Origin of the sequence: Nonomuraea sp. 10N515B (assembly GCF_052245915.1) — a bacterium.
Lineage (GTDB): Bacteria > Actinomycetota > Actinomycetes > Streptosporangiales > Streptosporangiaceae > Nonomuraea.
The window spans coordinates 19,322-33,015 of sequence record NZ_JBQQBQ010000049.1 but is presented as its reverse complement, the minus strand read 5'-3'; the positions used below and the strand labels follow the sequence as shown (position 1 = coordinate 33,015).

General features: G+C 69.7%; 10 protein-coding genes. 6 read left to right on the top strand and 4 right to left on the bottom strand.

Annotated features, from left to right (window positions below):
- Window positions 1-4: 4 nt before the first annotated feature.
- Complete coding sequence (locus ACTWQA_RS44045; RefSeq protein WP_443164835.1) at window positions 5-1,219, bottom strand: serine hydrolase domain-containing protein; 1,215 nt, start codon at window positions 1,217-1,219, stop codon at window positions 5-7.
- A gap of 29 nt (window positions 1,220-1,248) precedes the next feature.
- On the opposite strand from ACTWQA_RS44045, the gene ACTWQA_RS44040 reads away from it, so the two are divergent.
- The gene (locus tag ACTWQA_RS44040; RefSeq protein WP_443164834.1) at window positions 1,249-2,157 is read left to right on the top strand and encodes a cyclase family protein; all 909 of its coding nucleotides are present in this window, start codon (window positions 1,249-1,251) and stop codon (window positions 2,155-2,157) included.
- A gap of 74 nt (window positions 2,158-2,231) precedes the next feature.
- Entirely contained in the window at window positions 2,232-3,383 is a 1,152-nt protein-coding gene (locus tag ACTWQA_RS44035; protein ID WP_443164833.1) for a phosphatidylinositol-specific phospholipase C1-like protein, read from the top strand.
- Here ACTWQA_RS44035 and ACTWQA_RS44030 read toward each other — a convergent pair.
- A complete protein-coding gene (locus tag ACTWQA_RS44030) occupies window positions 3,370-4,509 on the bottom strand; it encodes a cytochrome P450 (protein WP_443164832.1) in 1,140 nt (379 codons plus the stop codon). The two genes, ACTWQA_RS44035 and ACTWQA_RS44030, sit on opposite strands and share 14 nt — an antisense overlap.
- 91 nt (window positions 4,510-4,600) lie before the next feature.
- Between ACTWQA_RS44030 and ACTWQA_RS44025 the strand changes: the two genes are divergently transcribed.
- A complete protein-coding gene (locus tag ACTWQA_RS44025) occupies window positions 4,601-5,185 on the top strand; it encodes a TetR/AcrR family transcriptional regulator (RefSeq protein ID WP_327584628.1) in 585 nt (194 codons plus the stop codon).
- Between the two features lie 175 nt (window positions 5,186-5,360).
- On the opposite strand, the gene ACTWQA_RS44020 is transcribed toward ACTWQA_RS44025, so the two are convergent.
- Window positions 5,361-6,929 (bottom strand): AMP-binding protein, encoded by a 1,569-nt coding sequence (locus tag ACTWQA_RS44020; RefSeq protein ID WP_443164831.1) that lies wholly within the window; start codon window positions 6,927-6,929, stop codon window positions 5,361-5,363.
- A 2-nt stretch (window positions 6,930-6,931) separates the two neighbouring features.
- Complete coding sequence (locus ACTWQA_RS44015) at window positions 6,932-7,990, bottom strand: LLM class flavin-dependent oxidoreductase (RefSeq protein ID WP_327584625.1); 1,059 nt, start codon at window positions 7,988-7,990, stop codon at window positions 6,932-6,934.
- Between the two features lie 230 nt (window positions 7,991-8,220).
- Here ACTWQA_RS44015 and ACTWQA_RS44010 point away from each other — a divergent pair, with 230 nt between their 5' ends.
- Genes ACTWQA_RS44010 through ACTWQA_RS44000 form a run of 3 tightly spaced genes read left to right on the top strand, consistent with a single transcriptional unit; the run spans window position 8,221 to window position 13,692 of the window.
- Window positions 8,221-9,480 (top strand): glycosyltransferase family 2 protein, encoded by a 1,260-nt coding sequence (locus ACTWQA_RS44010; protein ID WP_443164830.1) that lies wholly within the window; start codon window positions 8,221-8,223, stop codon window positions 9,478-9,480.
- Window position 9,481: 1 nt separating this feature from the next.
- Entirely contained in the window at window positions 9,482-11,782 is a 2,301-nt protein-coding gene (locus ACTWQA_RS44005) for a right-handed parallel beta-helix repeat-containing protein (RefSeq protein WP_443164829.1), read from the top strand.
- Window positions 11,779-13,692: a right-handed parallel beta-helix repeat-containing protein gene (locus ACTWQA_RS44000; protein ID WP_443164828.1), complete on the top strand. Its 1,914-nt coding sequence runs from the start codon at window positions 11,779-11,781 to the stop codon at window positions 13,690-13,692. The genes ACTWQA_RS44005 and ACTWQA_RS44000 overlap by 4 nt, the downstream gene beginning before the upstream one ends.
- Window positions 13,693-13,694 lie beyond the last annotated feature (2 nt).

Here is a 13,694-nt window from a genome sequence, read left to right as displayed (position 1 = left end):
CGGCTCAGAGCGACTTGTAGACCGCCTCCACCAGGCGGATGCCACGCAGGTTGCCGGAGACCGCGTTGGCCATCCTGTTCATGACGTACGCGACGGCCAGGCCCCGCTCGGGGTCGCCCAGCCCGACGGACCCGCCGAGGCCCGAGTGGCCGAACGCCGTCTCCGACGGCATCAGGAACGTGAGCGACGGCCGCATGAAGCCGAGCCCGAACGCGGTGTCCAGGAACAAGACCCGGTCCGGCCCGTTCACGCGGGTGCGCATGGCCTCCCGCAGCGTGCCGGGGCCGAGCAGGTCGCCGGCGATGAGCGAGCGGTAGAAGCCCGCCAGGCCCCTGGCCGTGGTGACCACCCCGGCCGCGGGCCAGCCGGCCCGCAGGATGACCGGGTGGTTGGCGCCGCCTTTGAGCAGGTGCATGCCGGGGTTGCCGAGGGCCCGGTTCATGAGGCTCTGGGGATCGAGCGCCGCCTTGGCCATCTCGGCCAGCGCATCCGGACTCCGGCCGGCCGTCCTGCCGTCGGCGGGGCCCTGGCCCGGGACGGCCTCGGCGGGGCGCTGGCCCGGGACGGCCTCGGTGGCAGTGAGGGGTTGTGGGCGGTCGGCGGCCTTGAGGCGGGCCGCGCGGCCGATCACCGGGTCGGGCGCCCCCACCCACAGCTCCAGGTCCAGCGGCCCGGCGATCTCCGCGGCCACCAGGTCCCCCACCGACTTCCCGGTCACCCGCCTGATCACCTCGCCCACCAGGAACCCGTACGTCAGCGCGTGGTAGCCATGCGCCGTCCCCGGCTCCCACAGCGGCTTCTGACCGGCGAGGCGGGCCGCGATCGCCGCCTGGTCCTCGAACTCCTCCACCGGCACGGGATCCTCCAGCACCGGCAGCCCGCACTGGTGGGTGAGCAGGTGCTCGACCGTGATCGCTCCCTTGCCGTGCGCGGCGAACTCCGGCCACACGTCCGCGACCGGCGCAGTCACGTCCACCAGTCCCCGCTCCGCCAGCCGCAGCAGGACGGCAGCGGTGATCGCCTTGGTGCAGGAGTACGCGAAGGCCGGCGTGTCGTGTTCCCATGGCCGCCCCGTGTGCCGATCCGCGATCCCGTCCCACAGGTCCACGACCAGCTCGCCGTTCAGGTAGACGGCGAAGGCCGCACCCAGCTCCTCGCCGTCGGCGAAATGCCGCTCGAACACCTCCCGTACGCGGGAGAACCGAGGATCGCAGTGCATCAGACCTCCGCAAGAAAGGAAGCGCTTACTTGGTTCACGAGCCTAACAACTGGGGACGATTCGGCCCAGACGATCAGCGCGGCACCCTGAACCTCCTCACGCCGGACGTGGTCCTCGCCGCCCTGCGCGCCGCCGCCACCGGCGAGGTGCTCAGCCTGGCCATGCCCATCAGGGGCGCCACCTCCTCGCCCGCCCCCACGACGGTGCCGCACCTGCGTGGCCGCCCGCTGCCGCAACACTTCATGTCCGTGGACGGCGGCGACTACGCGGCCGGCGCCCGGCCCATCGGCGAGGGCCTGTGCGTGGCCGATGACGCGCTGGTCGTCACCCCGCACGGCACCACGACGCACATGGACGCGTTGTGCCACATGTGGTCGGGCGACCAGGTCTACAACGGCCACCCCGCGGCCCGGGTGCGCTCGTACGGTGCCACCAGGTGCGGGATCGAGCAGGTGGGCGGTGTGGTGGCCAGGGGAGTGCTGTTCGACGTGCCGCGGCGGCTCGGCCTCGACCACCTGCCGGCCGATTTCCGCATCCCGCCCGAGGTGCTGGAGGACATCGCCACGCCGCGCCCGGGGGACGTGGCGGTGATCCGTACCGGATGGCCGCTGGTGTGGGAACGCTCGAAGGAGGATTACTGGTCAGGCCAGCCCGGCCTGTCGGCCGACGCCGGCCGTTGGCTGGCGGCGCACGACGTGTCCGTGGTGGCCTGCGACAACGCCGCGATCGGCGGTCTCAACGCCCGGGGACTCGCCGACGAGAGCCTGGCCGACGACCTGCACCTCCTCCTGCTGCACCGGCACGGCATTCACTTGATCGAGATGCTCTGGCTGGAGGATCTGGGGGCGGCCGGGCGGACGGAGTTCGTGTTCGTGGCGGCGCCGCTCAGGATCGAGGGCGGCACAGGGAGCCCGATCACCCCGCTTGCCATCCTTTGAGATTCGCGCATTTTTCCCGACCTGTTTGGATATTTTGCGAAGATCCGTTAACCACCTCCTCGAAGGTCGGTTCCATGCGTCCCCTCACCCTCATCGCCGCCACCGCTGTGGCCGCGCTCGCCGCAGTCCCCGCCGCCGACGCAGCCACGGCCGGCCGCGCGAGGTCCGGCACCCTGCGGATCAACCACGTCCAGACCATCGCCACCCACAACAGCTACCACCGCGAGCTGACCGACGCCGAGAAAGACGTGCAGCGCAGGACCGACGCCAACTGGTGGAACCTGCAGTACTCGCACACCGCCCTGCCCAACCAGTTCGGCGCCCAGCGGGTGCGCGGCATCGAGCTGGACGTCTTCCCCGACCCCAAGGGCGGCCTGTACACCAACCCGCTGGTCCGCCGCGACGCCGGCCTGCCGGCGCTGAACGACCCGGCGCTCGCCCAGCCCGGCTTCAAGGTGCTGCACTGGGCCGACCACGACTACGGCACCAACTGCTCGACCTGGCTCACCTGCCTGCGCCAGGTACGCGAGTGGTCCGACAAGAACCCCGGCCACGTGCCGCTGACCATCCTCACCGAGTTCAAGAGCACCGACCCGAAGAAGGAGGCCATGGGCGGGGCCAAGAGCCCGGCCTGGGACACCGCGCTCATGGACGCCTTGGACGCCGAGATCCGCTCGGTCTTCCCCGACGACCGGCTCATCACGCCGGACGACGTCCGCAAGCCCGGCCTCACCCTGGAGCAGTCGGTGCTCAAGCACGGCTGGCCGGAACTGAACGCGTCCCGCGGCAAGATCATGTTCTTCATGGACAACCAGGCGACCGCCATCCAGCAGCCCTACCTGGCGGGCCGGCCGAGCCTGGAAGGCCGCGTGTTGTTCACGAACTCCCGCCCCGGCCGCGCCGACGCCGCCTTCGTCGGCTGGAACGAGCCGCAGGGCACGAACACCGCCCAGATCCAGGACCTCGTCCGCAAGGGCTACTACGTGCGCACCCGGTCCGACGTGCCCTTCACCGAGGCCCGGTCGGGCGACACGGGCCGGCTGAAGGCGGCCCTGGACAGCGGTGCGCAGATGATCAGCACCGACTTCCCGGTGATCGGGCTGTCGGCCAGGCACGGCAGCGACTACACGGCCGAGCTGCCGGGCGGCGCGACGGTCCGCTGCAACCCGGTGAACGCGCCCACCGGCTGCCGGGACCACACCCTGGAGCGGATCACGTCCAAGTGACCGGCAGACTGCCGACCCCGTACACCGCGGCGTCGTGCTTCAGCGGCACCTCGGTGGCGGGGACGGCCAGCCGCAGCCCGGGGAAACGCTCGAACAGCGCCCGGTAGCCGACCCGCAGCTCGATCCTGGCCAGCTGCTGACCGAGGCACTGGTGCACGCCGTGCCCGAAGGACAGGTGCCGCCGCGCCTCCGGGCGGCCGGGGTCGAGCACGTCCGGATCCGCGAACACCGCCGGGTCCCGGTTGATCATCGGAAGTGACAGTGCCACCGTCTCGCCCTTCCTGACCGGCGTGCCCGCCACCTCGACATCCTCCAGCGCGGCCCTGCTGGGCCCGCCGAGGTGCAGGACGGACAGCCAGCGAAGCAGCTCCTCGTCCATGCCCTCCTCATACGGCCGCCCCTCCGCCAGCAGCGCGAACACGCCGAGCGCCAGCATGTTCGCCGTGGTTTCGTGGCCCGCGACGAGCAGGATCATCGCGACGTTGACGAGCTCCTCGTCGGTGAGCTCGCAGGCAAGGCCGCTGATCAGGTCGTCACCGGGCTCGGCCCGCTTGCTCTGCACCAGCTCGCCCAGATAGCCGGCCAGGTCGGCGCTCGCCCCGGCCACGTCGCCGCCGGCCCCGACGATCTGGCGGCTACGGTCCTGGAAGAAGTCGTGCTCCTCGTACGGCACGCCGAGCAGCTCGCAGATGACCATCGACGGGATCGGTAGCGCGTACGCGCTCACGAGATCGGCCGGCGACCCCGCCGCTGCCATGGCGTCGAGGTGGTCGGCGGTGATCCGCTCGATGCGCGGCTCCAGCACGCGCATCCTGCGCAGAGTGAACTGGCCGGTGAGCAGGCGGCGGTAGCGCGTGTGCTCGGGCGGGTCGGTGGCGGCGAAGAATCCCGGCGGCGCCGGGCGTCCGGGCCCGCCGGGCATCGTGGAGCGCACGGCGGCGTGCTTGAGCTCCGGGCGCATGCTGAACCGCGGATCCCCCAGCACCGCGCGGGCCGCCTCCATCGTCGTGGCCAGCCAGCCCAGATGGCCATCGGCGAACTCCAAGCGGCTCATCGGCGGCAGGGCTCTCAGCGCGGACGGAGGGTCGAAGGGGCACTTCGGGTCTCGTTCGATGGGGAGTCTCATAAATTTGAGAGTAGACTCCTAAATCGGAGTTGACTAGCAAAATATGGTGATCTCTTGTGAATGGGTTGTTGAGCTCGGAAAATGCGATGTCATGAGCGAGCGACCGGGCCTGCGAGAGCGGAAGAAGGCCAAGACCAGGGCGTTGATCCAGAAGGAGGCGCTGCGGCTGTTCCGCGAGCAGGGGTACGCCGCGACGACGATCGAGCAGATCGCAGAGGCCGCGGAGGTCGCGCCCAGCACCGTTTTCCGCTACTTCTCCACCAAAGAAGACCTGGTGGTGGTCGACCAATTGCCCGCCGTCATGGAGGCGCTCAGGGCGGTGCCCGCAGGAGTCGGGCCCGTGCCGGCCGTCCGCGCGGCCGTGCGCACGGCGCTGGAGGATCAGACGGCAGAGGAGTTCGCCGACAGCCTCGAGCGGGAGAGGCTCGTGCTCACGGTGCCTGAGCTGTGGGCGGCGAGCCTGGAGAACCTCACCGGCATGATCGGGACAGTGCGCGAGATCCTGGCGGCCCGCGAGGGGCGGGACCCCGGCGACCCGGAGATCCGCGACGTCGCGGGAGCGATCGTCGGGGTGCTCATGGCGCTCTGGTTCGACTGGACGAAGAACCAGGACATGGACGTGTTGGCCGAGTTCGACCGCGCGATGGAGCACCTGGAGGCCGGTCTGCCCCTATGACCCGGCACAGCTGTCGGACATGAGCGCGTGCCGTTACCGGCGTGCCACGCGGCGGAGAGGCCCTGTCCTGTGTCTGACGCTGACCGTAGTCGGCCGAACCACGCCATGTCGAGGCTCTCAGAGGCTCCTCTCCTGCGCATGACAGGACGCATCACACTGCGCGGCGCCCGCACCCCTACATGCCGGGGTAATTCCCTCCACCATGGTCGGCGTCCAGAGCGTCGTAGTCCGGGGTGAACCCGCGCTTGGGAATCGAGTCCACGAACGCTACCTCCCGTGGCTTCTTGTACGACGCCACCTGCTTCTTGACGTGCTCGATCAGCTCGTCGGCGGTCGCGACGGCCTGTGCCTTGAGCGCCACCACGGCCTTGACCGCCTGGTGCCAGGTCGGGTCCGGTACACCGATCACCGCGGCGTCGGCGACGGCGGGGTGGGATTTGAGCGCGCGTTCCACCTCGGCCGGGTAGATGTTCTCGGCTCCGGACTTGATCATGCGAAGCTTGGGGCCGATGAACGTGATCGTGCCGTCGGGCTCGCGGCGGCCGAGGTCGCCGGTGTGATGCCAGCCGCTCCGGGATTTGGCGGCATTTAAGTCGGGGCGGGCGAAATATCCGGAAAAGAGGGACTTGCCGCGCGCGCAGATCTCGCCCACCTCGCCGGGCGGCATTTCGCTGTCGTCCGGGCCCAGGATACGTACTTGGACCAGCGGCGACGGCCGTCCCGCGAACCCCGCTCCGCCCTCCGCCAGCCCGAGGAAGGTGAGCATGCCGCCCACCTCGGTCTGCCCGTACCCGCCCATCTTGGACCGGCACCACGGCGAGTCGTCCACCGTGATCATCTCGTCCCACTCGGCCGAATGGGAGACGAACCTGAGCGACGACAGGTCGTACTTGCCGCCCGCGTTCGCCTTCACCACCGCGTCGATCATCGGCCCGAACAGGAACGCCTGCGTCACCCGCTCGGCGTCGATCAGCCGGCAGACCTCTTCGGCGTCGAAGGCGGGCATGAAGACGTTCGTGCCGCCGATCTGGAGGGTGGCCAGGCAGAACATCATCGTGCCGACGTGGAAGAGCGGCCCGTTGTTGAGGAAGGTGAAGCCCGGCTCCATCTGGCGGACGACGAGGAGCGACGTGCTGTGGGCGACCAGCGCGGCGCTGCTGAGCAGGGCCGCGTTGGGGCGCCCCGCGAAGGCGGCGGTGTAGAGGGCGAGCACCGGCTCCGTATCGGCGACCTGCGGGAACTCCCTGATGGACCCGCTCGCCACCAGTTCCTCGTAGTCGTCACCCGCCCGCACCCACACCGTCGTGCCGCCCTCCGCCGCGCCGGCGCCCGAGGGAGCCTGGCCCTCACCGCTCCCTTCGGACGACGCCGGCGCGGCGGTGCTCTGAGCGTGCAGGGAAGTCGTGGCGTCCGACGGCTCCCAGACGACCGCGGCCGGGGTCAGGTCGGTGAGGATGAACCGCAGCTCGTCCTCCGACTGCCGCCAGTTGGCCGGGCAGAAGATCGCGCCCAGCCGGGAACAGGCCAGCAGCAACTCCAGCACCGCGTGCGCGTTCTGCCCGAGCCACACAACCCGATCGCCCGCGGAGACCCCCTGGTCGGCGAGGGCGGAGGCCAGCCGGGTCACCCGGGCGTCCAGCTCCGGGTACGTGAGCCGAACGTCCCCGTCCACCACCGCGCTCACCTGGGGACGGCTGCGGGCGTGCTCGGCGAGGACGTCTGAGAGGGACAGGCTGTGGATCATCTTCAGTCTCCAAAGGCCGGCATGACTTCGGTCGCGAAGAAGCGCATGACCCGCTTCATCTCCTCCAGCGGCATCGGCCTGGTGCTGCCGAAGTCGCACAGGAGGTTCGTGAAGCCGGCGTCTTTGAGCAGCGAGATCTGTTCGACGACGCGGTCCGGATCCCCGATGACCTCCAGCTGCTCCCACCGGAAGTCGGCCGACACCGCGCCGCCCTTGAGGTAGCGGTCCTGGTAGTACTCGAAGCCCTGGGCGGCCCGGCCGGTCTTGGGATCGATGGGCGCGCTCTTCTCGTTGAAGATGCGTGACCGGTCGAACGACGCCTCGAACCGCGCCTGGTCCTCGCGAGCCTGCTCCAGGGTCGGGGCGACGTAGACGCTGCGCGCCACCACCAGGTCGCTCCCGTCCGGATGCCCCGCCTGCGCCGCCGTCTCCCGCCAGGTCTCGGCCGCCTTGACGACCTTCCGGAAGGTGGCCGCGGGGTCGGCGAGGATGGGCAGGCCGCGCTCGGCGTACATGGTGACGGTCTCGGGGGAGACGGCCGCCACGTGCAGCGGCGGGTGCGGGGTCTGCAAGGGCCGCGGGACGAGCGAAACCTCGGCGCCGGTCTTGTAGAACTTCCCCTCGTGCTGGTACGCCTCCTGCGTCCAGAGCCCGACGATGACCTCCAGCGCCTCGTTGAACCGATCCCGCGCCTCCGCCAGATCGATCCCGAACCCCTCGAACTCGAAGCTCTGATAGCCCCGCCCGATCCCCAGATCCAACCGCCCGCCGGACAACACATCCACCTGCGCCGCTTCCTCGGCGACATGGATGGGGTTGTGCAGCGGCAGCACCACGATGCCGGTGCCCAGCCTGATGCGCGAGGTCCGGGCGGCCGCGTGGGCCAGCATGGTGAACAGGTTCGGGACGACGCCGTAGTCGCGGAAGTGGTGCTCGGCCAGCCGTACCCCGTCGAACCCCAGCTCCTCGGCCAGCTCGACGAGCTCCAGGTGGTAGTCGTAGACGTCCTTGAAGCTCTGCCCGTCGAAACGGTGGAAGAGGTGGAAGGTCGAGAACTTCATGCGGCGGCCCCTTTGACGGTAAACCAAGCGCTCGCTTGGGAGCGTATCACGCCCGCCCGGGACTGCCCCAGTCCGGCGTCGCCTCAACAGCCCCAGTCACCCCACGTGACAGTTTCGCCCAAATCGTAACGATTGGAACGGTCCCATCAGATGTCCCTGCAGAAACCGTATTACCGCCTGTGAGAGATGATCACTAAGGGTCAGACACAGGCGCGCCCAGGAGGCTCCCCGTGTCTGATTCCAACTGGCTCGACGCTGTCTACGAATGGGCCGTTCGCTCCACCGCCAACGGCTCATGGCGAGATCTGATCCCCCTGGGCTTGGCCGGACTGCTCGTCTGGGGACTGTGGCTCTATCGGGTCGTGTTGTCCAGGCTGGCCAAGCCGGTGGTGAACGGCTTTCGGGCCAGTGTGTCCGTGGTCGTTCCGTCCTACCGGGAGGATCCCGAGATCCTGGTGCGCTGCCTGGCCAGCTGGCTGTCCCAGGATCCGTACGAAGTGATCATCGTCGTGGACATCGGTGACACCGAATGCCACGCCAGGCTTCGCGAGGTGACCGACAGCCGGTTGCGCGTCCTGGTGTACGAGCACGCGGGTAAGCGCTCCGCCTTGGGAGTGGGCATCCGGGCCGCCAGCGGTGAGCTGGTGGTCTTCGCCGACTCCGACACATGGTGGCAGCCCGGTCTGCTGGAGGCCGTGCAGATGCCCTTCGAAGACCCGATGGTGGGCGGGGTCGGCACCCAGCAGAACGTGTACCAGCGCACCACCAGCGTCTGGCGGCGGATCGCGGACTGGCTGGTCAACCTCCGCTACTACGACTACGTGCCGGCGATGGGCAGCAGGGGCGGAGTGGCCTGCCTGTCCGGCCGGACCTCCGCCTATCGGCGCTCTGCCATCCTGCCGGTCGTCCACCATCTGGAAAACGAGTTCTTCCTCGGCCGCCGGTGCATCGCCGGTGACGACGGCCGGCTGACCTGGCTCGTTCTCGCCTCGGGGTACAAGACCGTGCACCAGTCCACGGCCCGTGCCATCTCGATGTTCCCTGACTCCTTCCGCGCCTTCGTCAAGCAACGCGTCCGGTGGAGCCGCAACTCCTACCGCTGCTACCTGACCGCGCTGTGGAAGGGATGGCTGTGGAAGACCCCTCTGGTCACGAAGGTGACCGTGCTGCAGATCCTGCTCACCCCGGTGACCATGGGGATCACGCTCGCCTACCTGTTCTTCAGCAGGCTGGAGCTCACCCCGCAGGGCATCGGGCTGGCCGTCGGCTGGGTGCTCCTCGGCAGGGGCGTCCGCGGCTGGTCGCACCTGCGCCGCCACCCGGGCGAGATCCTCCTGCTGCCGCTGCTCACCCTGGTGGTCATCATGATCGCGCTGCCGATCAAGCTGTGGGCGTTCGTGACGATGAACAAGCAGGGCTGGCTGACCCGCTCCGCCGACCAGATGGGCGGTGCGGGCCAGACCGCCGCCACCCTCAAGGGCGTGGGCTGACATGACGAAGGGCATCCGGCTGCTCCTGGCCGCCGTGGCACTGGCGTTAGGGGCGGGGACCGCTCTGGCGGCCGTGACCGCCCCGTCGGCGGCATCGGCGTCTCTGGTGGACCCCACGACCGCGCCGGAATCCGGGGGCGACCCGAGCCCGACGGAGAGCAACCCCTTTCTGGACGATCCGACCCCGACGGAGAGCGAGTCTCCGAAGGAGGAACCGACCTCGACGGCCACTCCCACGCGCAAGCCCACGGCGACGCCGAAGGCCAGTGCGAAACCCAGCGCGACTCCGAAGCCCAGCGTGAGCCCGAAGAGGAGCGCGACCCCGAAGGCCCAGCCCACCCCGACCGGCGGGCCGGATCCGGAGACGAGCGAGGTACCGGACGCCGACCCGGCTCCGCTGGAGGACGCGGTCATGGCGGACGACGAGACCCTGAAGGCCGGCGCGATGTCGGCGGTCGACGCCGAGGCGCAGGCGCTGCTGGTCGACGTCGAGGATCAGCGGATCGTGCAGGTCCGGGCCGCCCTCACGGCCCTGATGCAGGCCGGTGGCGTGGCGGCCGCGCAGCGCAAGCGACCCCAGGTCTTCGTCTCGGCACACGGCAGGACGCTGGTGCTGCCCGCGCGCAGCACCAGCACGCCGTACACGGTCAAGGACCTGGCGGCCGTCGAGAACGGCCGGTACCTGCGGAAGCTGAAGGACGGCTCCTACCTGCTCGGTGTCCACGTCTACGTGGCCGACGGGGCCACCCTGCAGTTACGGGGTCCGCTGACGCTGCGGATGGGCAGCCTCCCCGGCTCGTTCAGCTCGATCATCGCCTTCGGCGGCGACATCAAGATCAAGGGCACGGCCAAGCAGCCGGTGCAGATCACCAGCTGGGACGTGCGGACCCGGAAACCCGACCTGACCACGACCGACGGCCGCGCCTACATCCGGGCAGTCGGCGGCAACTTCGAGATGGACTACGCCCGCGTCTCCCACCTGGGATTCTGGAGCGGACGCACGGGAGGCATCGCGCTCACCGGCACCGAGCGGCCGGCCAGTGTCTATCGCCACCGGACCAAGGAACAGCGCCACCGCGACAAGCGGGAACGCCTCGCCGACGTCGGGACGGACCGGGGCGGGAACAACTTCGGCGACGTGGAGACCAGCCCGATCGGGCCCGGCACCGCCACTCACGTGCTCGCCGACGAACTGGTGTCTGGATCGATCCAGAACAGTGTCATCACCGGCGCCGCCTACGGGCTGTTCGTCTCCGGATCCAACCAGACGCGGATCATCGGCAACCGGATCGTCGGCAGCCTGGTGCACGGCGTGTTCATGCACCGGTTCGCGAAGAACGCGGTGATCGACGGGACCAAGGTGATCGGCAGCGGCGGCGACGGATTCGTCCTGTCGAGGGCGACCGAGAAAGTACGGATCACCAGGTGCGTCGCGGAGCGGAACGGGCGCAACGGCTTCACGCTCAACGGCCGGGCGCTCGCCCAGGGCCCGTCCGCGAGCGGCGAGTCGCTGGCCGTCTACGGCGACAGCTCGGTCAACGACAGCGTGGCCCGCGACAACGGCAGGTACGGCATCGAGGTGCTCGGCGGCACCCGGCTGGCCGTGCACACCAGCGAGGTCGTCGGCGGTGACATGGGCATCGTGGTGCGTGGAGGCGCCAGCGGGGTGCAGATCTCCGGCAACAGGCTGGCGAACCAGCGCCGCCAGGCGATCGCGCTGCGCGACGGGGCCACTGGCGCGCATGTGGCGGGCAACACGATCACCGGGACCCTCACCGGAATTTACCTGCGTGGCTCCAACGGCAGGATCGTCGGCAATCAGATCACGACACTGCCGAAGCCCAACGCCCATGGCATCACGGTGATCGGCGCCGCCGGCGACACCGAGATCACCCGTAACACCGTCGTCGGCGCGGGGACCAGCGCGATCAGCGTCGCGCGGGCCGACGGCAAGGTGAACAAGCACAACAACGACGAGGAGCGGTGGCGGGACACCTCCTCGTTCTGGGTCAAGGCCAGGCGCTTCGTCAAGCCCATGAACCTGATCTGGGCGGGGGTCATCCTCCTGGTGATCGTGTCGGCGCTCCGGTCCCGCGCCGCCGTCGAACGGCAGCGAAGCCGTAACGGGATCCACAATCCCTACGACCTCCAGCGGGCGATGGAGCAGCGGGCCGTCATGGAGCTGCGCCCGGCCGCCGCGCACGAGCCGGGGCGCGCGGCGCGTGACCAGAACGGTTGGCACCGTCAGCCGTCCCTGCCCGCGCACGTGGTTCCCACATCCACGGCAGGAGGCCGGGCATGAGCGGCTCACGGCGCCGGAAGAGCCGTACATCCCTGGTCGTGCTGGTGCTGTGTCTGGTCGCCGGCGGCACCTGGGCGTACCTGTCCTTCACCGATCGCCCCGCCCCGCTCCCGGGTGTCAACCAGGTGTCCCAGTCGGACGCCCAGCAGCAGTCGACGCTGGTCGACCAGGAGGAGCTGCGGATCATGCAGACCCGCGCGACGCTGTCGTCCGCACTGGCGAGGGGCGGACCGGCCGCCGCGCAGGCGCGCGGGCCGCACATCTCCAGCTCGGCCAACGGCCGGACACTGGTTCTGCCGCAGCGTCGCGAGCCGTACCGGATCGCCGACCTGGAACGGCTGGGCCAGGAGCAGTTCCAGAAGCAGTCGGACGAGTCCTATGTGCTCGGCATCAACCTGTTTCTCGGTCCGGGCGCGAAACTGGTGCTGCAGAACGCGACCGGCCCGCTGGTGATCCGGATGCGCAGCGAGCCCGGCGCGTTCGTCTCGATCGTGGGCTTCGGCGCGAGCATCAGGATCAACGGCTCGGCACAGAACCCGGTGCGGATCACCAGTTGGGACGCGCAGGCCAGGACGGCGGACACGAGGGTCTCCGACGGGCGGGCCTACCTGCGCGCCGTCGGCGGGGAGCTGAAGATGAGCCACGCGCTGGTGGAGCACCTCGGCTTCTGGAGCGGCCCGACCGGTGGGGTGGCGCTGACCGGCAGCGACCGTCCGACGCGGACCGCGGATCAGGTCGTCCCCGCCGAGCAGGCGTCGGCGGCGCCCACCAGACAGCGGATGCTGCTGCCGAACGGCCTGCTCGTGCCCAGCCGGGGCGGCGACGACGAGATCGAGATCACGGACGGTATGGGCGCCAGAAAGGTCGCCTATCGGCTCCCCGAGGCGAACCTGGTCACCGGCGTGATCACCGACACCAAGATCACTGGCAACGCGTACGGGATCTTCATCACGGCCTCCGACGAGACCAGGATCGCCGGCGTGTCAGTCTCCGAAAGCCTGGTCCACGGCGTGCTGCTGCACCGCTTCGCGCGCAACGCCTCCGTCGAGAACACCACCGTGACCGGCAGCAGGGGCGACGGGTTCGTGCTGTCCCGGGGCACCCAGAACGTCACGATCACCGGATCGCAGGCCGAGCGCAACATGGGCAACGGTTTCACCATCAGCGGCCTGCCGCTGGCCCGGGGGCCCTCGGCGTCCGGCGAGTCGCTGCGCAGCTTCGGCGGCAGCTTGTTGATCAGCAGCACGGCACGGGACAACGGCCGCTATGGGGTGGAGATTCAGGGTGGCGTCAAACCCGTCGTGCAGACCACCGAGGTCGTCGGCGGGGAGATGGGCATCGTGGTGAGCAAGGACGCGACCGACGTCCAGATCTCCGGCAACCGCCTCAGGGGCCAGCGCAGCCAGGGCATCGCGCTCCGCGACGGGGTGCTGTCGGCCCGGGTCAGCGGCAACATCGTGCGGGATACCCAGACCGCCATCTATGTCCGGGATGCCAAGGCCACCATTTCGGCCAACACGGTGCAGTCGGCGTCACTGCATGCGGTCTCCGTGCTCGGCGCGGCCGACGGCACCGCGATCACGGGCAACACCCTCGGCGGCGCCGGCCGGAGCGCGCTCGACACCGCACGGGCCAAGGGAAAACTGGCCGTCACGCAGAACAACACGGTCGGCTGGCAGAACACAGCCGGCTTCTGGACGATGGTCAAGCGGATCGCCAAGCCGATGAACCTGATCTGGTTCGGAGTCATCCTCCTGATCATGATCGCGGCGCTCCGGGCGCTCCGGGGCGACGGTCCGCGGGTCGGCCAACGTCTCGTCAACCCGTACGAGAAGCAGATGGTGCTGGAGGAGCGGCCGACCTGGATCCTGCGCACCGCCGGCTCCGAGACCCCGGCTGGGAGGAGTTAGCG